This is a genomic window from Paraburkholderia adhaesiva, from assembly GCF_021390575.1.
GTDB classification, from domain to species: Bacteria; Pseudomonadota; Gammaproteobacteria; order Burkholderiales; family Burkholderiaceae; genus Paraburkholderia; species Paraburkholderia adhaesiva.
The window spans coordinates 1,664,043-1,685,819 of sequence record NZ_JAJEJQ010000001.1; the positions used below are offsets into that span (position 1 = coordinate 1,664,043).

At 64.9% G+C, this 21,777-nt stretch carries 16 protein-coding genes; 12 read left to right on the forward strand and 4 right to left on the reverse strand.

Annotation, left to right across the window (positions count from 1 at the left end; translation table 11 throughout):
* Positions 1–299: 299 nt before the first annotated feature.
* On the reverse strand, positions 300–1,979 hold the full coding sequence (locus tag L0U80_RS07450) for a 3-(methylthio)propionyl-CoA ligase (protein WP_233863325.1): 1,680 nt from the start codon (positions 1,977–1,979) through the stop codon (positions 300–302).
* A 181-nt stretch (positions 1,980–2,160) separates the two neighbouring features.
* Here L0U80_RS07450 and L0U80_RS07455 point away from each other — a divergent pair, with 181 nt between their 5' ends.
* The 5 genes from L0U80_RS07455 (at position 2,161) to L0U80_RS07475 (ending at position 6,028) form a co-directional block, all read left to right on the forward strand.
* On the forward strand, positions 2,161–3,759 hold the full coding sequence (locus L0U80_RS07455; RefSeq protein ID WP_233863326.1) for a protein adenylyltransferase SelO: 1,599 nt from the start codon (positions 2,161–2,163) through the stop codon (positions 3,757–3,759).
* A 52-nt stretch (positions 3,760–3,811) separates the two neighbouring features.
* The gene (gene msrB / locus L0U80_RS07460; protein ID WP_233863327.1) at positions 3,812–4,231 is read left to right on the forward strand and encodes a peptide-methionine (R)-S-oxide reductase MsrB; all 420 of its coding nucleotides are present in this window, start codon (positions 3,812–3,814) and stop codon (positions 4,229–4,231) included.
* Between the two features lie 105 nt (positions 4,232–4,336).
* Positions 4,337–4,870 carry a septation protein A gene (locus tag L0U80_RS07465; protein WP_233863328.1) on the forward strand — a complete coding sequence of 178 codons (534 nt, stop codon included), beginning with the start codon at positions 4,337–4,339 and terminating at the stop codon, positions 4,868–4,870.
* Positions 4,867–5,178: a BolA family protein gene (locus L0U80_RS07470; protein ID WP_233863329.1), complete on the forward strand. Its 312-nt coding sequence runs from the start codon at positions 4,867–4,869 to the stop codon at positions 5,176–5,178. Before L0U80_RS07465 ends, L0U80_RS07470 begins: the two co-directional genes overlap by 4 nt.
* 70 nt (positions 5,179–5,248) lie before the next feature.
* Positions 5,249–6,028, forward strand: a complete 780-nt coding sequence (locus L0U80_RS07475; protein WP_233863330.1) for a peptidylprolyl isomerase — start codon at positions 5,249–5,251, stop codon at positions 6,026–6,028.
* A 133-nt stretch (positions 6,029–6,161) separates the two neighbouring features.
* On the opposite strand, the gene L0U80_RS07480 is transcribed toward L0U80_RS07475, so the two are convergent.
* Entirely contained in the window at positions 6,162–7,433 is a 1,272-nt protein-coding gene (locus L0U80_RS07480) for an FAD-dependent oxidoreductase (protein WP_233863331.1), read from the reverse strand.
* Between the two features lie 532 nt (positions 7,434–7,965).
* On the opposite strand from L0U80_RS07480, the gene L0U80_RS07485 reads away from it, so the two are divergent.
* Positions 7,966–8,847, forward strand: a complete 882-nt coding sequence (locus L0U80_RS07485; protein ID WP_233863332.1) for a DMT family transporter — start codon at positions 7,966–7,968, stop codon at positions 8,845–8,847.
* Between the two features lie 395 nt (positions 8,848–9,242).
* Complete coding sequence (locus tag L0U80_RS07490) at positions 9,243–9,977, forward strand: hypothetical protein (protein ID WP_233863333.1); 735 nt, start codon at positions 9,243–9,245, stop codon at positions 9,975–9,977.
* Positions 9,978–10,219: 242 nt separating this feature from the next.
* Here the strand turns inward: L0U80_RS07490 and purL are convergent, their stop codons facing one another.
* A complete protein-coding gene (purL, locus tag L0U80_RS07495; protein ID WP_233863334.1) occupies positions 10,220–14,296 on the reverse strand; it encodes a phosphoribosylformylglycinamidine synthase in 4,077 nt (1,358 codons plus the stop codon).
* 520 nt (positions 14,297–14,816) lie between these two features.
* On the opposite strand from purL, the gene L0U80_RS07500 reads away from it, so the two are divergent.
* The 3 genes from L0U80_RS07500 (at position 14,817) to pgi (ending at position 19,743) form a co-directional block, all read left to right on the forward strand.
* Complete coding sequence (locus L0U80_RS07500) at positions 14,817–16,112, forward strand: FAD-dependent oxidoreductase (protein ID WP_233863335.1); 1,296 nt, start codon at positions 14,817–14,819, stop codon at positions 16,110–16,112.
* 170 nt (positions 16,113–16,282) lie between these two features.
* Positions 16,283–17,854, forward strand: a complete 1,572-nt coding sequence (locus L0U80_RS07505) for an NAD(P)H-hydrate dehydratase (protein ID WP_233863336.1) — start codon at positions 16,283–16,285, stop codon at positions 17,852–17,854.
* A gap of 251 nt (positions 17,855–18,105) precedes the next feature.
* Positions 18,106–19,743: a glucose-6-phosphate isomerase gene (pgi, locus tag L0U80_RS07510; protein ID WP_233863337.1), complete on the forward strand. Its 1,638-nt coding sequence runs from the start codon at positions 18,106–18,108 to the stop codon at positions 19,741–19,743.
* 42 nt (positions 19,744–19,785) lie between these two features.
* On the opposite strand, the gene L0U80_RS07515 is transcribed toward pgi, so the two are convergent.
* The gene (locus tag L0U80_RS07515; RefSeq protein ID WP_233863338.1) at positions 19,786–20,514 is read right to left on the reverse strand and encodes an ABC transporter ATP-binding protein; all 729 of its coding nucleotides are present in this window, start codon (positions 20,512–20,514) and stop codon (positions 19,786–19,788) included.
* A gap of 132 nt (positions 20,515–20,646) precedes the next feature.
* Between L0U80_RS07515 and L0U80_RS07520 the strand changes: the two genes are divergently transcribed.
* Both L0U80_RS07520 and L0U80_RS07525 read left to right on the forward strand, forming a co-directional pair.
* Positions 20,647–21,264, forward strand: a complete 618-nt coding sequence (locus L0U80_RS07520) for an arylesterase (RefSeq protein ID WP_233865744.1) — start codon at positions 20,647–20,649, stop codon at positions 21,262–21,264.
* A 151-nt stretch (positions 21,265–21,415) separates the two neighbouring features.
* A complete protein-coding gene (locus L0U80_RS07525) occupies positions 21,416–21,763 on the forward strand; it encodes a hypothetical protein (protein ID WP_233863339.1) in 348 nt (115 codons plus the stop codon).
* Positions 21,764–21,777 lie beyond the last annotated feature (14 nt).

Here is a 21,777-nt window from a genome sequence, read left to right on the forward strand (position 1 = left end):
CATTGGGATTCGTCGGCTTTCATTGTCCGACAATCCCGATAGAGAGGCAGCATACCCACAAACGAACGATCGTTCAATTTTTTAACGCTTCATCCACACCAGGGTTTTACCGAGGATTGGCCGGCGCTAGTCGAGAACACCCATCACCAGCGCCGGTGAACGCAAATAGAGGCATGGGGCGCGCTACGTGGCTCCAGCAACAAACCACCGCTGAATGGCGCACCGAAGCGCGCAAAGAAAAAGGCGCGGCAGAAACGCCGCGCCTTTAAACGCCTCCCTGTGAACGAAGCCGCTCACCGTTAGCGATTCGCCTCGCTTTCGCCGAGCGGGCAGTTATCGGTATCGAGCGCCGTGGGCAGCACGTAGTCGCGGAACTGCTCGCGAAGTTTGAGTTTCAGAAGCTTGCCCGTAGCGGTGTGCGGTAGTTCGTTGACGAACACGACGTCGTCGGGCATCCACCACTTCGCCACCTTGCCTACGAAGAACGCGAGGAGCTCTTCGCGCGTGAGCGTCGCACCCGGCTTGAGGACCGCCACGATCAACGGACGCTCGGTCCAGCGTGGATGCGCGCACGCGATGCACGCGGCCTCCGCGACGGCAGGATGCGCGACCGCCACGTTCTCCAGACTGATCGAACTGATCCACTCGCCGCCCGACTTGATGACATCCTTGGTGCGATCGGTGATGTGAAGGAAGCCGTCGGCATCGATCGTCGCAACGTCGCCGGTCGGAAACCAGCCATCGACGAGCGGCGACCCGCTCTCCTGACGAAAATAACGGTCGATCACCCACGGCCCGCGCACGTGCAGGTCGCCGAACGCGACGCCGTCCCACGGCAGTTCCTTTCCATCGGGACCGACAATCTTCATGTCGACGCCATAGATCACGCGCCCCTGCTTTTCCAGTTGCGCGCGCTGCTCCTCCAGTGGCCGCTGCGACTGCGCCCAGTTCAGTTTCGCGAGCGTCCCGAGTGGCGACATTTCAGTCATGCCCCACGCGTGGATCACCTGCACGCCGTACTCGTCCTCGAACGCGCGCAGCATCGCCGGCGGACACGCCGACCCGCCGATCACAGTGCGCTTGAGCGTCGAAAAGCGCACGCCAGCCCCGCGCAGATGCGCCAGCAGACCGAGCCACACGGTCGGCACACCGGCCGCGCACGTCACACCCTCGGCCTCCATCAATTCGTAGAGTGATTTGCCGTCGAGATCCTTGCCCGGCAACACCAGCTTCGCGCCGTCGAGCGGCGCCGCGTGCGGAATACCCCACGCGTTCACATGGAACATCGGCACGACAGGCAGGATTGCGTCCCGCGAAGACAGGCCCATCGCATCGGGCAGCGATGCGCCATAGGCGTGCAGCACCGACGATCGATGGGAGTAAAGCGCGCCTTTCGGATTTCCGGTCGTGCCGGAGGTGTAGCAGAGAACCGACGCGCTGCGCTCGTCCAGTTGCGGCCACTCGTACTGTCCGTCCTGCGCTTCGAGGAGCGTTTCGTAACAGAGCACTGGCGTTCGCATCGCGGGGAGATGCGATTCGTCGGTGAGCGCGATCCAGCCGCGCACGTTCGGGCACTGCGGGGCGAGCGCGTCGACGAGCGGCGCGAACGTGATGTCGAAAAGGACGTACTGATCGTCCGCGTGATTGACGATGTAGGCGATCTGCTCCGGAAAGAGCCGCGGATTGATCGTGTGGCACACCGCGCCAAAACCTGGTACACCGAAATATGCCTCCAGGTGCCGGTAGCCGTTCCAGGCAAGCGTGCCGACACGCTTGCCTCGCGCCACGCCGAGCGCCATCAGCGCCTGCGCGAGCTGCTTCGCGCGCGTCTCGCATTCGCGGTACGTGTAGCGATGAATGTCGCCTTCGATGCGGCGCGACACGATCTGGGTGTCACCGTGGTAACGCGCCGCGTGCGCAATCAGCGACGACACGGTGAGCGGCACGTCCATCACTTGTCCAAAGAGCGGCGCAGTCATCGGGTGCGGTCTCCTCGCCTTGAATGTGTGTTTTCTGCCTGTATCGGCTTGTATCGACTTGCGTCTGCCCAGGTGCCGCGGCCGTCATGCCCGGCCTCATGGGCCGGCAGGCGCATTAACGGGCGTCCTGCACGCCTGCCGGCGCGGATTTACAATATCGGCTATTCAACAGGCGCTCAATATGTCGTTTTCACCAGGCCAAACCAATTCCCTCGCGGACCTTGCCGCGACGCCCCAAACGCTCGACGGCCCGCTGGCTGACGTCGAACGCGCGCTTATCATGCCGCGCGAAAGCGCATTTCCCGCACTGGGTTCGACGTTCCTCACCCGGCTGCCGGCACAACCGCTCCCCGCGCCGTATCTCGTCGGTTTCTCGACCGAAACAGCGGCGTTACTCGGGATCGATCCTGCCATCGCAGCCAACGCGGCCTTCGCGCCGTTCTTCGCCGGAAGCTTCACGCGCGAACGAACACCGTCGTCGATGTCGTACGCCACGGTCTATTCGGGGCACCAGTTCGGCGTATGGGCGGGCCAGCTCGGTGACGGACGCGCGCTCGGCCTCGGCGAACTCGAGCACGCCGGCCAGCGCAATGAACTGCAACTCAAGGGGGCGGGCCGCACGCCGTATTCGCGCATGGGCGACGGCCGCGCGGTATTGCGCTCGTCGATCCGGGAATTCCTGTGCTCGGAAGCGATGCACCACCTCGGCATCCCGACCACGCGCGCGCTCGCGGTAGTCGGCTCCGATCAACCCGTGCGCCGCGAGGAAATCGAAACGGCGGCGGTCGTGACGCGCGTCTCGCCGAGTTTCGTGCGCTTCGGCCACTTCGAGCACTTCTACGCGAATGACAATGTCGTCGCGCTGCGCTCGCTCGCCGATCACGTGATCGAGCGTTTCTACCCGAACCTGCGCGAAGCCGACGATCCCTATCTCGCGCTACTCGACGAAGCGGTGCGCACTACCGCGGCGCTGATGGTCGAATGGCAGGCGGTGGGCTTCTGCCACGGTGTCATGAACACCGACAACATGTCGATCCTCGGTCTCACGATCGACTATGGTCCGTTCGGCTTCATCGACGGCTTCGACGCGAACCACATCTGCAATCACTCGGATTCGCAGGGCCGCTACGCGTACCGCATGCAGCCGCAGATTGCGTACTGGAATCTTTTCTGCCTCGCGCAGGCGCTACTGCCGCTCTTTGGCCTGCAACGCGACGAAGCCGACGACAAGACACGCGGCGAGCGGGCAGTCGCCGATGCGCAAGGCGTGCTCGAACGCTTCAAAGGTCATTTCGCGCCCGCGCTCGAAGCGCGCATGCGAGCGAAGATCGGCCTTGAAACGGCCCGAGAAGGCGACGACGCTCTCGCCAATCGTCTTCTCGAAATCATGCACGAGAACCGCGCCGACTTTACGCAGACGTTCCGCCATCTCGCCGGTGTGTCGAAACACGACGCACACGGCGATGCGAGCGTGCGCGACCTGTTCCTTGACCGTCCGGCTTTCGACGCGTGGGCGAACGACTATCGCACGCGCCTCGCCGTTGAGCCACGCGACGACGCCACGCGCGCCGCTGCGATGAATCGGGTGAACCCGAAGTTCGTGCTGCGCAATCACCTTGCTCAGACCGCGATCGAACGCGCCGCGCAGAAGGATTTCAGTGAAGTGGAACGGCTCGCGCGCGTGCTGTCGCGTCCGTTCGACGAGCAACCGGAGCACGCGGCGTATGCGGCCTTGCCGCCCGACTGGGCGAGCTCGCTCGAAGTGAGTTGCTCCTCGTGAGCCACGCCTGGCCGCCCCGCGTTGCCTCCTTTCCCTCGACAGGAACCCAAACATGAGTCACGACGATCACAATTCCGACGCCTACCCCGGTCACAAGGACGACGCCGACTGGCGCGAGCAGCTCTCCGACACGGAATACCAGGTGACGCGCCACGCGGCGACCGAGCGCGCGTTCACCGGGCGCTTCTGGGATCACTGGGACCGCGGCGTCTACGACTGCGTGTGCTGCGGCACGCCCCTCTTCGAATCCGACACGAAGTTCGACGCCGGTTGCGGCTGGCCCAGCTACTTCCGGCCGATCAACGGCGAGGTGATCGAGGAGCGCACCGACCGCGCGCATGGCATGCTGCGCATCGAAGTGCGCTGCAAAAACTGTGGCGCCCATCTGGGACACGTCTTCGAAGACGGCCCCGCCCCGACCGGCCTTCGGTATTGCATCAACTCGGCTGCGCTACAATTCGAGCCCAAGTGAGCGCCGTACGCGGCGCCCACACCGCAGCGTCCGTCAAGACGCTTGCGGACTACGCTGCGCCGCAAACGGCGTCGCGCCCTCTTTTTGCGGACTTCCAGACCGATAATGAAATTCCTGTTTGATCTGTTTCCGATCATCCTGTTCTTCGTCACCTTCAAGGTATGGGGCATTTTCACGGCGACCGCCGTGGCGATCGTCGCGACGCTCGTGCAGATCGCCTGGGTCGCCTTCCGTCACCGCAAAGTCGACCCCATGCTCTGGCTGTCCCTCGGCATCGTCGTGGTATTCGGCGGCGCGACGCTCGTGCTGCACGACGAAACCTTCATCAAGTGGAAGCCCACCGTCCTCTACTGGGCGTTCGCGGTGGTGCTGCTCGTCTCGCAGCTCGGCTTCGGCAAGAATCTGATCGAGGCGATGATGGGTAAGCAGATCGCGCTGCCGCATCGGGTCTGGACGCAGCTCAACCTGGTGTGGGCGATCTTCTTCGCGCTGCTCGGTGTCGTGAACCTCTTCGTCGCGTTCCACTTCTCCACCGATGCGTGGGTCGATTTCAAGCTGTTCGGCGCGACGGGCATGCTCGTGGTGTTCATCGTCGCACAGAGCCTCTGGCTCTCGCGTTACATCAAGGAGGAAGAATGAGCGACGTCTTCCTCAACGCAAGCCCGGCCGAACGCGCGGCGCTGATCGAGTCGCGGCTCACGGCCGCACTCGCACCCGTTGTGTCGATTTCGGTGCGCGACGATAGCGCGCAGCATGCCGGCCACGCCGGAGCGGCCGCGGGCGGCCATTACAGCGTCACGATCGTGGCGGCGGCGTTCGCGGGGAAAGCCCGCGTAGCAAGGCATCGCATGGTGTATGATGCGCTGGCCGAAGCAATGCAGCGCGGCATTCACGCACTCGTGATCACAGCGCTCACGCCCGAAGAAGCGGCAGCGTTGCCCCGGTGATGCCTCCGGTTTTACCTCCGGTGTTGCCTCGATAGCCCCACTTTATAGTTCGCCCTGTTAGGAATTTTCGATGACCTTGAAGAAAACCCGTCTGTGGGTGTTGCTGGCTGCGTGCGCAGCTGCGCCCGCCTTCGCGCAGAACATCGCCGTCGTGAACGGCACGCCGATTCCCAAAGCGCGCGCCACCGCGCTCGTCGACCAACTCGTGCGTCAAGGCCAGCAAGATTCGCCGCAACTGCAGATGGCGGTTCGTGAAGAGCTCGTGAACCGCGAAATCCTGATGCAGGAAGCGATCCGCCAGGGCATCCCGAACCTTCCGGACGTGAAGGCGCAAATCGCAGTGGCCCAGCAGACTGTCGTGCTGCGCGCGCTGATCGAAAATTTCGTCAAGAACAACCAGCCGACCGACGCCGACGTGAAGGCGCGTTACGAGCAGCTGGCGAAGGATGCAGGCGGTAGCGAATACCATCTTCACCACATCCTCGTGGACAACGAGCAGCAGGCCAAAGACCTGATCGCGAAGATCAAGGCCGGCGCAAGCTTCGAAGATCTCGCGAAGCAGTACTCGAAGGATCCGGGCTCGGCAAAGAACGGCGGCGATCTCGACTGGTCGAACCCGAAGGCCTTCGTGCCGGAATTCGCCGATGCAGCAACGCATCTGCAGAAAGGCCAGATGACCAGCACGCCGGTGCAAACGCAGTTCGGCTGGCACATCATCCGCGTGGACGACATCCGTCCGGTCACGCCGCCGCCGCTCGAACAGGTGCGCGCGCAGATCGTGCAGCAGATGCAGCAGGAGAAGCTGCAGGCATTCGAAGAAAATCTGCGCAAGCAGGCGAAGATCCAGTAACACGCGCGTCGTGTTGCTGTCATGAAAACCCCGCGACTTGTGTAAAGCGCGGGGTTTTTCTTTGGTCGGCCGTTGCGCGCAACATCGATCAATCGGCCGCCACGTTCGCGCACCACAAGCAATCAACCAGCGATCAAACCGCGCCGGATCCGCATTGCGGAGAATCGTAGTCCTCGACAAAAAAGCGCCGCCGGGCTGCTTCGTCGGACGGCGTCTCCGGTCCCAGACCCGGGAAATCGGGCGCGCGGTCCGGTTCCTTCGCGAAGCACGGCAGGATGCGGGCTCTACGTGCGTCGGCGACCGGGCCTCGTTCGTAAATCAACTGTGTGAGCCAGTCCTCCACCCGGTGTAGCGCGCCATAGTACTGGTCGTGCTGCCCGGCGTACGCGTGTGCGGCGGCAGACCAGTCGTCTGTGCCAAGCAAGCCGTCGCGCAGTACCCGGACGTCCCTCAGTGTCAGCGACAACCCGCAGCCCCACGATGGATCACTTGCCGCGGCCGCATCACCGATCAACACCACGCCATCGTGGTACGGATGGTCGACCCAGCAGTCCGCACCGGGATAAGCCGCGAGCGGGCCGATGGCGCTGACGCGTTCATACCAGTCGCGCGGCACACCGGTGTCGACGCAAGCATCGATAAACTCACCGACATGCCGGCTGCCGCTGATGGGTTGCCGGCGCTGCACGATCCCCGTGACGAAATAGGCACGGAACCGTTGACCGCCGATCGGAAAAAGCAGTGCCGCCTGTCCCGAGGACGGAGACACAAAGTGGTGGACCGAGTCTTCCGATGCATCCACCCCCTCTAGCAGGACACCCGCGATAACCAGCCTTCCTGCGTCCTGGTTGACGGTAAAGCCCGCGGATCTGCGCACAGTCGATCTGCGCCCGTCGGCGCCGACCACCAATCGGGCGCTCACGCGCTGCTCGCCGGAACGCGTACGCAATTGCGCGACCGGTGCGCTTCCCCGTTCGACGCCGACAAACTCGGCGCCACGAATCACGGTTGCCCCTGCGTCCTCGGCGGCGTCGAGCAGGGTTCGTTGCATCGCCGGATGATAGAAGTCCAGACAAACTGTGTGTCCTGGCGTTGTCGCCACGAGATCACGGCATTGGCCCTGCGCGGATCCGGCGTAACGCGTCCACCCATGGACCTCGTGCGCCCCGCCTTCGCAAAGCAGGCGATCGATGCCGAGTGCGCGCGCTTCGACCACACCCCATGGCATCATGCCCTCGCCACGCACGCGGTCTCTGAACGCGGACTCGCGCTCGACGATGAGTGTCCGAATCCCCTCGCCTGCCAGCGCACGGCCAAGAGCGGCGCCGCCAAGTCCCCCGCCCACAATGACTACGTCGTAGCATCCCTGTGTCATTTGGGGACCTCCGTGCCATTTCGATGACATGTCCGCATACGTCGGCTGACGAACATCGAACGTTTCGATAAGCGAACACAATCGCAACCCGAGGGAAACTCGAAGGCGCTAGTCGGAGTGGGTGCGATCGCAGCCATTATGCGACGCACACGTCTCGATTACACCGTGTTCAAAATTCGCGGCGATGTTTCAAAATGAAGTTCGCGGTCAGGCTGCTGAGTGACGGCACTCGTTGCTGTTCCCGGGTGTCGTCTATAAATTGGTCAACAATGGCGGTGGAGACGACTTGATGCGGGCAATTGGTTACGGATTCTTGAAAGAGCCCTCGGCTCGCACCGGAAGCGCAGCAATTTGTCGGAGAAATAGCGCCGTGGACCAGCACCGTGCATCTTCACCTCGACATGTCCGCCTGCGGGGACCCGTTTGGTCGAACCACACCGGGATGACACGTCGAGTCGAACACCTTGCCGATCAGCCAGCGTTTGATCTTGCGGTTGTCGCTGAACCGCCGGGACAATTCGCGTGTCGCTGCTGTCGTGCGCATTCGTACTGGTGGTGACGCATGACCGAAGCGCGCGGCAGCCAGTTCGTCCTGCAGACGACCGCCCTCACAACGGTGGCGATGCTCGCCTTCGCGGCCAACTCCCTGCTTTGTCGGCTCGCGATGCAACGTGGGGAAATCGATCCGGTCAGCTTCGGCGGAATCAGGCTCCTCTCTGGAGCGATCACGCTCGCCGTCATCGTGAGGTTCAGAACGGAACGGCCCGCGGCCGCAAACGCCGATTGGCTCGCCGCTGCCATGCTCTTTTCTTACGTTGCCTTCTTTTCCTTCGCGTATTTGACCTTGTCCGCCGGTACCGGAGCATTGATTCTGTTCGGCGCAGTTCAATTGACGATGTTCAGTGTCGGCCTGCGCTCCGGCGAAAAGTTCGGATCGGTAGCGTGGCTCGGTCTCGCACTGGCAGTTGCAGGACTTATCTACCTGGTGTCGCCGGGTATCGCAGCGCCGCCGTTGGTGGGCGCTGCGTCGATGGCGATCGGTGGCGTGTCATGGGGTGTGTACTCGTTGCGCGGCCGCGGCGTGGCCGACCCGCTCGCCGCCACGGCAGGAAACTTCGCGCGTGCGGCGCCGCTTGCCCTCTTGCTAAGCGTGCTTTTCATCGCCAACGCGCGCGCTCATGCGAACGAAACCGGAGTCACACTGGCGATTGTCTCCGGAGCACTCACCTCCGGCATGGGGTATGTCATCTGGTATGCGGCGATGAGCAAGCTCACCCCTATGCGAGCCGCCACCGTGCAGTTGTCGGTGCCACTGATCGCTGCATTTGGCGGCGTGGTGTTCCTCTCGGAAGCGATCACGCCGCGCCTGGTTGCTGCCTCAGCCTTCATTCTCGGGGGTATCGCGATGGTGCTGAGCAGCAGGTCGCCGAAACGTCGCACGTAGCGTTCATGGTGCCGGTGACCCGCGAATTCGATCACCCATGGTTCTTCGCAGATTTCCGGAATGGGCTCTGTTCGGCCCACTGCCGCCCTTCGGCAGCCTGCAAGGTGCAACGGTGGCGTGGGCAACGATGTCCGCTGACGGGCGAAGCCCCAACGCAAAACGCTGTTCGAGATGGAAGCTTCAGGCAGCGACATTTGCCAGCCGATATTCAACGCGCATAAGGTACGAATCTGCGATGGCTCCCGGATCTGTACGAATTCGTACGGAAGACGACACAATTTCCCATCAACATTTGCTTTTGACCGAGCATGAGATCGAATGCCGTTTCGAAACCAGACCGGAAGACGCCGATGACCACATTGAACGACCGTCTCCCGCGCGACGGATTCGCACCGGTGAGCGCGGCGAGCGCGCACGCGCTGGCTAAATCAATGGACGAATCCGGAGTAGGTGTCCTGCACCAGATCGTGCCGCATGCAATTCTCGCGCAGATGCGAAGCTTCGTTGCCCATCACATCGAGCAGCACGGCGGCCAGTATTTCGCCTTCGAGGGCAATGGATGGATCGGCGACACCTGCCTGCGTCCGCTATTTGAGGATGCTGGCCTGCAGGCGCTGTTGCGATGCCTTTACGACCTGAAGATGCGCACGTCGCCGCCCAGCGACCGGATTTTTCCGGTCCTGCGCGTGCTGACCGGCACGCATGGTCTACGACATGCGAACAACTTTCACTTCGACTCGTACGTCGTAACCGTATTGCTGCCGGTTCAGATCCCCAACGGCCTCGATGAACCCCCAGGCGACCTGGTCATGTTTCCGAATATGCGCGATGCGAGGCGCTTTGCGGTCGTCAACATCCTTGAAAAACTGCTGGTAGAGAATCTGCTGAAACGGATTTGGCGTACGCCACGCGTGCAGCGTTGGCGATCGGCGAAAATCGTGCCGCTGACGCCGGGCAATCTCTACTTCTTCTGGGGCATGCGCTCGCTGCATGCGAATCAGGCCTGTCTGCCTGGCAGCGTGCGCTGCACTGCATTGCTGCATTTTGGCGATCCACACGAGTGCAGTGTGTTTAAACGTGTCTCCCAAAGATTGCACGTAATGAGACTGCGGCGCATGGCGCGGGATTAGCGCTTACGCAATAAGCCTGAATGACCGCAACGGTCGATGACGGGACAGGCAGCATCGGCGGCGGATGTCTCTTGTCCGGGCGGAGGCACCGCTCGAATTTTCATGTGGATGACCAGGCGAAATGCGGTAGAGGGACGACTACGGCCTGCCCATCGGCGGTCTCCCCGGAAATCCGCGAAGAATAAAAAAAGCCGGCCCGAAGGCCGGCTTTTTCACGTGTACCGATCGAAGCGGAATGCGCCTTAACCGACCCACTTGCGCGCATTGCGGAACGCGCGCATCCACGGGCTCGCTTCGCCCCAGGCTTCCGGATGCCAGCTCATCGTCACCGTGCGCTGCACGCGCTCGCTGTGCGGCATCAGCACCGTGAAGCGGCCATCGGGCGTCGTCACCGACGTGATGCCCTGCGGCGAGCCATTCGGGTTGAACGGATAGCGCTCGGTCGCCGCGCCGTGGTGGTCGACGTAACGCATCGCCACCGCAACCTTCGAGAGATCGCCTTGCTGCGAGAAGTCCGCGAAGCCTTCGCCGTGCGCAACCGCCACCGGAATGCGCGAACCTTCCATGCCTGCGAAGAAGATCGACGGTGAGCTTTCCACTTCGACGAGCGAGTAACGCGCCTCGAACTGCTCCGACTTGTTGCGCGTGAACTTCGGCCAGGCGTCGGCGCCAGGGATCATCGAAGCGAGGCTCGACATCATCTGGCAGCCGTTACAGATGCCAAGCGCGAACGTGTCCTGACGCGCGAAGAAGGCCGCGAACATACCGGCGAGCTTCGCGTTGAAGCGGATCGTCTTTGCCCAGCCCTCGCCCGCGCCCAGCACGTCGCCATACGAGAAGCCGCCACACGCCACCGCGCCCGCGAAGTCAGCGAGCGTGGCGCGCCCTTCGAGCAGGTCGCTCATGTGGACGTCGTGCGCGTCGAAGCCCGAGCGATCGAACGCGTACGCGGTTTCGAGGTGCGAATTCACGCCCTGCTCCCGCAGGATCGCCACACGCGGACGCGAACCCGTCGCGATGAACGGAGCCGCAATGTCGTCAGCCGGATCGAACGTCACATGCGGCTGCATGCCCGGATCGGCGGCGTCGAGGAGCGCGTCGTATTCGGCGTCGGCGCAGGCCGGGTTGTCGCGCAGACGCGCGATGCGCCAGCTCACTTCGCTCCACGCGCGCTGCAGTTCGGCGCGCGGCGCTTCGTAGATGCGCTTCGCGTCGCGGTAGATTTCGACCGCGTCACGGTTGTTCAACTGACCGACGACGTGCGAGCACGCCGACAGGCCATACTGGCGCAGCACGGCGAACACGGCATCGCGCTGCTGGGTCGGCACCTGGATCACAGCGCCGAGTTCTTCGGCGAACAGCGCACGCAGCGTGCGGTCTTCGCGGCGGCCGCTCGTCTGCTTCGCCCAGTCCTTCGCGTCGCCGTAATCGGATTCGTGCTCGGTGTCGAGCGTCAGCATGTCGACGTTCAGCGACACGCCAACGTGACCCGCAAACGCCATTTCGCAGATAGTCGCCCACAGGCCGCCGTCCGAGCGGTCGTGGTACGCGAGCAGTTGCTCGTTCGCGTTGAGTTGCTGGATCGCGGTGAAGAAGTGCTTGAGGTCCTCTGCGCTATCGACGTCGGGCACCGCGTCGCCGACCTGCTGGGTGACCTGCGCGAAGATGCTGCCGCCGAGGCGGTTCTTGCCGCGGCCCAGGTCGATCGCGATGAGCACCGACTCGCCCACTTCATCGACACGGCGCAGTTGCGGCGTGAGATGGCGGCGCACGTCCTCGACCGGCGCGAACGCCGAGATGATGAGCGACACTGGCGCTACGACTTCCTTCGCGACACCCTGATCGTTCCACTTGGTGCGCATCGACAGCGAATCCTTGCCGACCGGAATGCCGATACCGAGCGCCGGGCACAGCTCCATGCCGATCGCCTTCACGGTGTCGTAGAGCGCGGCGTCTTCGCCGGGCGCACCGCACGCGGCCATCCAGTTCGCCGAGAGCTTGAGCTTGTCGAGCGACGCGATCGGTGCGCTCGCAATGTTCGTGATCGCCTCGCCGACGGCCATGCGGCCCGACGCCGGCGCGTCGATCACGGCGAGCGGCGTGCGCTCGCCCATCGTCATCGCTTCGCCCTTGTAGCCTGCGTAGTCGAGCGCCGTAACGGCGCAGTCCGCGACGGGCACCTGCCACGGGCCGACCATCTGGTCGCGCACAGTCGTGCCGCCGACCGAACGGTCACCGATCGTGATGAGGAAGGACTTGCTGCCGACCGTCGGATGACGCAGCACGCTCTTCGCGACTTCGTCGAACGACACGCCGGTTACCTCGACGGGAATGAGCGGCGTGCTCGCGTGCTCGACGTCGCGGTGCATGCGCGGCGGCTTGCCGAGCAGGATGTCCATCGGCATGTCGACCGGCTGGTGGTTGCCGTTCGCGGCGAGCGCCTTTTCGTCGGTGTCGATCAGTTTCAGTTCGCGCTCGGCCGTCGCGACGCCGACCACGGCGAACGGGCAGCGTTCGCGCTCGCAGATCGCTTCGAACATCGGCAGATCCGCGGGCGAGATCGCGAGGACATAACGCTCCTGCGACTCGTTCGACCAGATTTCACGCGGCGACAGACCCGACTCTTCGAGTTGCACGTTGCGCAGTTCGAAACGCGCGCCCTTGTCTGCGCCATCGACGAGTTCGGGGAACGCGTTCGAGAGGCCGCCCGCGCCGACGTCGTGAATGGAGAGGATTGGGTTGCCCTCGCCGAGTTGCCAGCAGGAGTTGATGACTTCCTGCGCACGGCGCTCGATTTCGGGGTTACCGCGCTGGACCGAATCGAAGTCGAGTTCGGCGGTGTTCGTGCCGGTGGCCATCGAGCTGGCCGCGCCGCCGCCCATGCCGATGCGCATGCCCGGGCCGCCGATCTGGATCAGCAGCGAGCCCTCGGGAAGATCGTGCTTGTGCGTGTGCTGCGCGCTGATGTTGCCGATGCCGCCCGCGATCATGATCGGCTTGTGATAGCCGCGCACGGTGCCGGCGACGTTCTGCTCGTAGACGCGGAAGTAGCCGCCGAGGTTCGGGCGGCCGAATTCGTTGTTGAACGCGGCGCCGCCGAGCGGGCCGTCGATCATGATCGAAAGCGGCGACGCGATGCGGTCCGGACGGCCGTAAGCCTGGGCTTCGTCGGCGGGATTGCGGTGCGCGAGCGGTGTGGCGTTGTCGCGGGCGTTTTCCCACACTTCGCGCGCGTCCGGCAGTTCGAGGTTCGACACCGTGAAGCCCGTGAGACCGGCCTTCGGACGTGCACCGCGGCCCGTCGCGCCTTCGTCGCGGATTTCACCGCCCGCGCCCGTCGCGGCGCCCGGGAACGGCGAGATCGCCGTCGGGTGGTTGTGCGTCTCCACCTTCATCAGCGTGTGCGTGAGTTCGGTGTGACGGCCGTATTGCTCGCCCGGCGCGTTCGCGGCGCCCGCCTTGCGCGGGAACCAGCGTTCAGCGACCGCGCCTTCCATGATCGACGAGTTGTCCGAGTACGCGACGATCGTGCCTTGCGGACTGATCTTCTCGGTGTTGCGGATCATCGCGAAGAGCGAGAGGTCCTGCTCCTTGCCGTCGATGGTCCAGCTCGCGTTGAAGATCTTGTGGCGGCAGTGCTCGCTGTTGGCCTGCGCGAACATCATGAGTTCGACGTCCGTCGGGTTGCGTTCGAGCTTCGTGAACGCGTCGACGAGATAGTCGATTTCGTCGTCCGCGAGCGCGAGGCCCAGTTCGCCGTTCGCGGTCTCAAGCGCCTTGCGGCCGTGGCCCAGCACGTCCACGGTCTGCATCGGCCGTTCGGGCAGCACGTCGAAGAGGTGGTGCGCCGCGTCGCGCGAAGCCGCCACGCTTTCCGTCATGCGGTCGTGCAGCGCCGCCGCGACCGCGTCGCGTGCTTCATCGGACAGCGTCTTCTTGCCGCCCAGCAGGCCCGTTTTCAGCACAACCGTGTATTCGACCCCGCGCTCGATGCGACGCACCTGTTCGAGACCGCAGTGGTGCGCAATGTCGGTGGCCTTGCTTGCCCACGGCGACACCGTGCCAAAGCGCGGCACGACGAGGAACGTCATCACGCTGCCTCGCTCGGCCGGCGCCGCGAACGGCGCGCCGTAGTGCATCAGCGCCTCGATCTTCGCGCTGTCCTCAGCGGTGAGCGGCGCGGCCGAATTGACGAAATGCAGATACTGACCGTGCACGCCGACGATGTTGGCGTCGATACGCTGAAGCGTTTCGAGCAGGCGGGTCTGACGGAAGTCGGAGAGGGCCGAAGCACCGGGGAAGCACGAGAAGTGGGCCATGGACTGGGGCGTTGCGTCGAAGTTGCGTCGAAGATTCGTCTGAGTTGCGTCGCGGAATTCGCCTCGCGTGGCAGCAATCGCACAAAGGCGATGCCTCGCGCGTGGGGGCGACATCAGACGAAAGGGAGACCGCGATTATACCCCGGAAGGGCCGTCTGGACTGCGCCCCGGGGCCCGTTTGCACGCAGAACGCACTCGCGCACGGACGCACCCTGCGTGCGAGCCTCCGGGCCGCCGCGCGCCACGATGGCGCGGGATACGCGCCGGAAACACGCCCACGCCCAGTTGGGGCGCGGCGCACGCTCGTGCAACCAGGCACCGCACCGCCCGGCTCCGCCGACGCAGCACATCCTACGCAATCTGCAAATTCTCCAACAAGGCCGATGGTGAACGGCCCGGTTTGGCTGCTATCATTGCGCGTTTCACACGATCGGCTCGCAAATATGCGCGCCGCACGCCCTACCCCCGGCACGGCGCCCATTTCCCGTCGGCGCGCCGCCTGCCTGCAGATCGTATCGTCATGGATGTCATCGTCATTGGCGGCGGAATCGCCGGCGTCGCCACCGCTTACCAATTGCGCGCGGCGGGTCACCGCGTCTGCGTGGTCGAGCGCCACGCCACGGTTGCGCAAGGCGCCACTTATGGCCACAGCGGCGTCGTGCTCCCGAGCCCGCTGGACGTCTGGTTCGGCCCGACCTTCTTGCGAGACAGACGGCACTCCTCTAGCGGAGTGATCTGCAAAACGGGGTTCGGCGGTCAGGCTCGCGCGTTCGTCAAGCGGCTCGGCGCGCTGCGTAGCTCCGAGGCCTTCGCGGCCCGCTACGCGCTGCTGCGCCCGCTGATCGACTCGGCAGAAAGCGCGCTCGACGACGCCACAAACCGCTTCCAGCTCGACTACGAACAGCGCGAAGGCCTGCTCCACCTCGTGCGCGGCAACGACGAGTGGTCCCTCACGCAGCCCGCGCTCGAACTCCTGCGCCGCTTCGAGGTACCGCACCACGCGCTGTCCGCCGCCGAATGCATCGCGTTCGAGCACAACATCCCGCCCGAACCGGCGTTCGCTGGCGGCGTACGCATCGAGGCGGGGCGCGTGGCGAACTGCCCGCTCTTCGTCAAGCAACTCAAGCAGGTGCTCGACAACCAGGGCGGCGTGCAATTCCAGACCGGCCGCGAAGTCAGCGCGATCCGGCTCGAGAGCGGCCGCGCGGCTGTCGAACTGGCGCCACGCCTGCCCGCGCATGCCAGCGCACGCGAAGTCGAAGTGATCTCCGGCGATGCAGTGGTGGTTGCGGCGGGCGCACAGACGCTGCCCCTCGTCGCACCGTTCGGGGTCAAACTGCCGCTCTATCCGTTGCGAATGCACACGCTGAACGCGCCGGTTGCACACGAGGAATGTGTGCCCCACACGACGATCATCGACGCCGCCAAGCGCATCGCGATTACACGCATGAATCACCGTCTGCGGATTTCAGGCGGTGCCGTGCTGCTGCGCGCGAACCAGGTCGACGAGCCGCTCACCGAAGCCCTCACCGAGAGCGCGCTCGCGCTGCTAGGCGAGGCCTCGCGCGACTGGGCGCCCGGTGCGGCGCGGATTTCGGCGGCGCTCGCATGGGAAGGCATGAAGCTGCTTTCCGCCGATGGCCTGCCCGCCGTTGGCCACGCGGGCCATCCGCGGCTCTTCGTCAACGCGGGACATGGTCCGGCTGGCTGGGCGCTCGCGCTCGGCTCGGCGAAGCTCATCGCGCAGCAGATCTCGGGCACCGCGCCCGATCTTCCGGCCGATACGGTCAACGCCCTCAGCCCCGTGCGCGGGTAAGCGGCACAGCCAGCAGCACACAGCCTCGCCGAGTTCTTCGGCGAGGCAAGCCACCCCGCACACTTCGCGAACGCGACGCTCGCGAGGTCGGATCTCGCGTCCGTCAGGGTCCCTGAGACCGGACACCTCGGGTATCGTTGCACTTGTCGATACCCCGAGCCACATCCGCTATGTCCGCGACTCCGCGTCCCACGTCTACAGCGCCCACGCTCTTCACGCCGCACGACCGGCCCGTGCCGCTTCTGACTGTAGCGGAGCTGCGCACCTGCGAAACCGGTGCGCAGTCCGGCTTGCCTGCGCACACGCTGATGGCCCGTGCCGGAGCCGCGGCCACCCGCTTCCTGAACGAACAGATTGCCCATGCGCCATCGCCCTTGGCCGGTAAACCCGTGTGGTTCGCCGCGGGTCCGGGCAACAACGGTGGCGACGCGCTCGTCGTCGCGACTGAACTGCATCGCCTTGGTGTCGCCGTGGAGGTCTGCATGCCCGTCGAGGTCAAGCCCGACGACGCGCGCTGGGCGCTGGCCGCAGCGCGCGTCGAGGGCGTGCCCATCGCAAGCGACCCGCCCGCCTCGTTCGACGGATACGGTTGGCTTGTCGACGGCATGTTCGGCATCGGGCTCGTACGCGAGCTTGAAGGTGTGTTCGCGGAGCTGGCTGTGCGACTTTCTGCTCGCGCGCAAAGTCTCGGGCACGTGCTCGCGCTCGACGTGCCGAGCGGCCTCGACAGCGACACAGGCAACGTCGTCGGCGCGGGTGTTGCCGTGCGGGCGACGCACACGGTCACGTTCATCGCGGCGAAGCCTGGCCTTTACACCGGCGCGGGCCGCGATTACGCGGGCGAAGTGAGCATTGCGCCGATCGGCGTCGATACCGACGTCGCGTCCTCCGCCGCCCGTCTCAATGCGTCCGCACTCTTCGCCCCGTGGCTTCCCTCACGCGATTTCGCGACGAACAAGGGCACGTTCGGCACGCTTGCCGTGATCGGCGGCGAGACGGGCATGTGCGGCGCACCGATCCTCGCGGCCCGCGCGGCGCTTTTCGCGGGCGCGGGCAAGGTCCACGTGGGGTTCATCGGCAGCGACGCACCGCCCTACGACCCGCCGCACCCCGAACTCATGCTGCACGCGGCGGGCAAACTCGTACCCGGCACCATGGACGCGATCGCGGCAGGCTGCGGTATGGGCGGCAGCGCGTCGGCAAGTCATCTCGTCGACCAGATCCTGCAGTTGAACCTGCCCGTGCTGCTCGATGCCGATGCGCTCAATCTCGTCGCCCGCGACGATGCCCTTGCTGCGCGTGTCGCCGGGCGCGGCACGCCGTGCGTGATCACGCCGCATCCGCTGGAGGCCGCGCGGCTCCTTGCGACCGATACGGCGTCCGTGCAACGCGACCGTGTCGCGGCGGCGCGCGCGCTGGCGGCACGCTTCGCCGCTGTGGCCGTACTCAAGGGCAGCGGCACCGTGATCGCGGCGCCCGATGGCCGCATCGTGATCAATCCGACTGGCAACGCGGGACTCGCGACCGGCGGCACCGGCGACGTGCTCGGCGGCCTGATCGGCGCGCTGCTTGCACAGCGGCTACCGCCGTTCGAAGCGGCACTCGCAGGCGTGTGGCTGCATGGCCTCGCCGCTGAAGCGCTCTGCGCCGAAGGCTGCGGCCCCGCAGGCCTCACCGCCGGCGAGCTTGCGCCGATGGTAAGACGGCTCATGAACCGGATGTTCTATTCGTCGCGGGACTAGCCGATCGCGAGACCGGCACGTCGCTTGCTGGCGGTTTGCCTGTTTCATGCCTGTTTCATTCGAGGCGAAAGACGCACGATCGTGCGCCTTCGCGCCAGCAAATCCAGCCTCACGACGGCTGCGCAGGTTCACGCGAGGCCGCTATACTGACTGCCCGCACCGCCGTATCCACCAGACGGACGCGTGCGCGTATCCGCGCCGCGTGTGAAGCGCGCACGCCCCATTCCTCAGTGCATCCTCGCTAGACGAACATGACGAATACTCTTCCTGCATGGTCCACGCTCCAGACGCACTACGAACAGATCCGCGACGAGCGCCTGCGCGACTGGTTCGCGAGCGCTAACGACACCGCTCCCACCCGCGCCGAACGCTTCACGTTCGCGGGCGGCGGCCTCGCGGCCGACCTTTCGAAAAACCGCATCACCGACGCGACGCTGAAACTGCTCGCGCAACTCGCGCGCGAATCAGGCGTAGAAGCGCGCCGCGACGCGATGTTCGCGGGCGAGATCGTCAACCCGACGGAAGGCCGCGCGGCACTGCACACAGCGTTGCGCGCAACCGAGCCCGACGCACCGTTCCACGCCCAGGTCCTCGCTGAGCGCGCGAAGATGGCCTCGTTCGCCGACGCCGTGCGCAGCGGCGCGTGGACCGGCTACACGGGCAAGCGCATCCGTCACGTGGTGAACATCGGCATCGGCGGCTCGGATCTCGGACCGAAGATGGTCGTGCACGCGCTCAAGCACCTCGCGACGCCGGACATCACATCGCACTTCGTCTCGAACGTCGACGGCGCGGATCTCTGGCGCGTGATCGAGCACATCGATCCCGAAGAAACGCTCGCGATCATTGTTTCGAAGACCTTCACCACGCTCGAAACGATGACCAACGCGCGCTCGATGCGCGCCTGGTTCGTACGGAACGGGTGCCCGGAAAGCGAACTCGCGAAGCATTTCGTGGGTGTGTCCGCGAATCCCGCCGAGGTCGTGAAGTTCGGCATCGCGCCGGATAACGTCTTCGAGATGTGGGACTGGGTCGGCGGCCGCTACTCGCTATGGTCGGCGGTGGGCCTCTCGATCATGATCGCGATCGGGCCGCAACAATTCGACGAACTGCTCGCCGGCGCGCACGACATGGACCGGCACTTCCGCGACGCGCCGCTCGAACGCAACCTGCCGGTGCTGCTCGGTATGATCGGTATCTGGTACCGCAACTTCTTCGGTTCGCAGAGCTATCTGGTCGCGCCGTATTCGGAGGCGTTGCACTACCTGCCCTCGTACCTGCAGCAGCTCGAAATGGAAAGCAACGGCAAGTCGGCGCGACTCGACGGCCACCTCGTCGATTACCCAACCGCAGCCGTCACATGGGGCGAGCCCGGCACCAACGGACAGCACGCGTTCTTCCAGATGCTGCACCAGGGGCCGACGATCGTCCCGATCGACTTCATTGCCGTGCTTACGCCGGAACACCCGCTCGGCGACCATCATCCGAAGCTGCTCGCGAACTGCTTTGCGCAGAGCGAGGCGCTGATGCTCGGACGCACCGAAGAAGAAGCGCGCAAGGTGGCTGGGCCGGACAAGCCCGAACTCGTGCCGCACCTCATGTTCCCCGGCAACCGTCCGACGACGACATTGCTCGTCGACGCGCTCAACGCGCGCACGCTCGGCGCGCTGATCGCGCTTTACGAGCACAAGGTGCTCGTGCAGGCCGCCGTGTGGAACATCAATCCGTTCGACCAGTGGGGCGTGGAGCTCGGCAAGATTCTCGGCAAGGTTGTCGAGGCCGATCTCACGGCCGCGCCCGGCGACGTGAAGCAGCACGATTCGTCGACGGCTGCGCTCATCGCACGCGCGCGCGACGCGCTCAAGCACGAGGGAGCATCAGGCTCTTGATCGGGGAAACGTGGCGTGCGCTGCGGCGCACGTCAACTGCGGTCAGCGTCCGGCCTCTTCGACCTTGCCGGAATCACGAACGTCGCCGTGCGCGACACGCCGCCCCGCTTCGATCGTCACGGTCGCATCGCAGCGGCGTGCCAGATCGACGTCGTGCGTGACCAGCACAAGCGTCGCGCCCGTCGCACGGTTCATTTCGAACATCAGGTCGATAACGGCATGGCCCGTCGCGGCATCGAGACTGCCGGTGGGCTCATCGGCGAAGAGCACTGAGGGGCGGCTCACGAATGCGCGTGCGAGTGCCACACGTTGTTGTTCGCCACCGGATAGCAGCTTCGGATAATGCCCCGTACGCTGCCCGAGGCCGACGCGTTCGAGCAGTGCGCGCGAGCGCGCGAACGCCTCGCGCGTGGACATGCCGCCCTGCAGTTCGAGCGGCAGCGCGACATTCTCCAGCGCAGTGAGATGGGGCATCAACTGAAACGACTGGAACACGAAACCAACCGAACCGTTGCGCAGCGCCGCGCGCTCGTCCTCGGCCATGCCGGTTAGTTCGCGGCCGAGCAGCCGAACCGACCCCGCACTCGCGCTGTCCAACCCGGCTAATAGCCCGAGCAGCGTAGACTTGCCCGAGCCCGAAGCGCCGACGATTGCCACGCTGCTGCCCGCCCGCACGGTGAGGTCGATGCCGTCGAGTATCGTTAGCTCGCCGGTCGCGTCGGTGACCCGCTTGCACAATCCCCGCACTTCAATGACTGGATCGCTATTCATTCGCACATGATTACGCAAAGGTTAGCCGTCAAGACGCGCCGCGCCGCCCTTATCACCACTATTGCCACCGCAATTGCGACCACCGCCGCCAGAATCATCGCGATTGTGGCATCGCTCTGCGCGCTCTGCGGCATGCTGCCGGCAATCGCCGCGACTCCGCCCGCAGGGACAACCGTCAACGCAGCGAAGCCCGTGATCGTCGTGCTCGGCGACAGCCTCTCCGCCGAATACGGACTGCCGCGCGACACCGGCTGGGTCGCGCTGTTGCGTCAGCGCCTCGCGAGTGAGCGAATCGATTATAGCGTCGCGAACGCGAGCATCAGCGGAGACACGACGAGCGGCGGTCTCGCTCGCCTGCCGCTCGTGATGGAGCGTCTCAAGCCGTCCGTCGTGATCGTCGAACTGGGCGCCAACGACGCGCTGCGCGGCGTGCCGCTCGCCACCACCGAAAGCAATCTGCGCGCCATCATTGCGCAGATCCGCAAGGGTAATGCGAAGCCGATGCTCGTCGGCATGTACGTGCCGACGAATTACGGGCCCGACTACACGCAGAAATTCCATGGCCTCTACGAGCGCCTGGCGCAGGAGTTGCGCACACCGCTGGTCCCCTTCCTCCTCGCCGGTCTCTCTGACAAGCCCGATCTGTTTCAGTCCGATCAGCTTCATCCCACCCAGCAGGCACAACCCTTGCTGCTCGATAACGTGTGGCCGACGCTCAAGCCGCTGATCGGCGGCGGTACGCAGCACTAACCGCAGCGCTGGCCTCGACGAAACGCCTGTCGCGGGCGTTGGCCCCGGACGCGTCACGCTTCTCGAATGCGCTCGAGCCAGTCAGCCAGCGCGCGTTGGCGGACGGCGCATTGCGCCGGATCAGATCGTCCGCGTCTGGGAGGAAAAAAGTGTGAAGGTCCTGTCTGTAATTCTCGTGACGTCAGCGCTCGGCGCGTGTGCCAACCAGTCCGTACCCATGGGAGCTCAGTCCATCGGCACGAGCGAGCAGCCAACGGCGGCCGTCGCGCAGTGCATCGCGCGGAAATGGGCCGACCGCGCGCAACTGCCTGTCGTTTCGCAGACGATGATCGCCAACAACCAGGCCGTCGATATTTACCTGCCGGGCCAGTCGCAGCCAGACGGGACCGCCGCGACGGTGCGCACGTCCCGGTCACCGACCAACAAGACGTGGGTGGGCTACCGCGCCGGCGACAGCGCGGGCATTGAAGCCACGGCTGACATCAGCACCTGCCTTTGACCGCATCCGCCTCT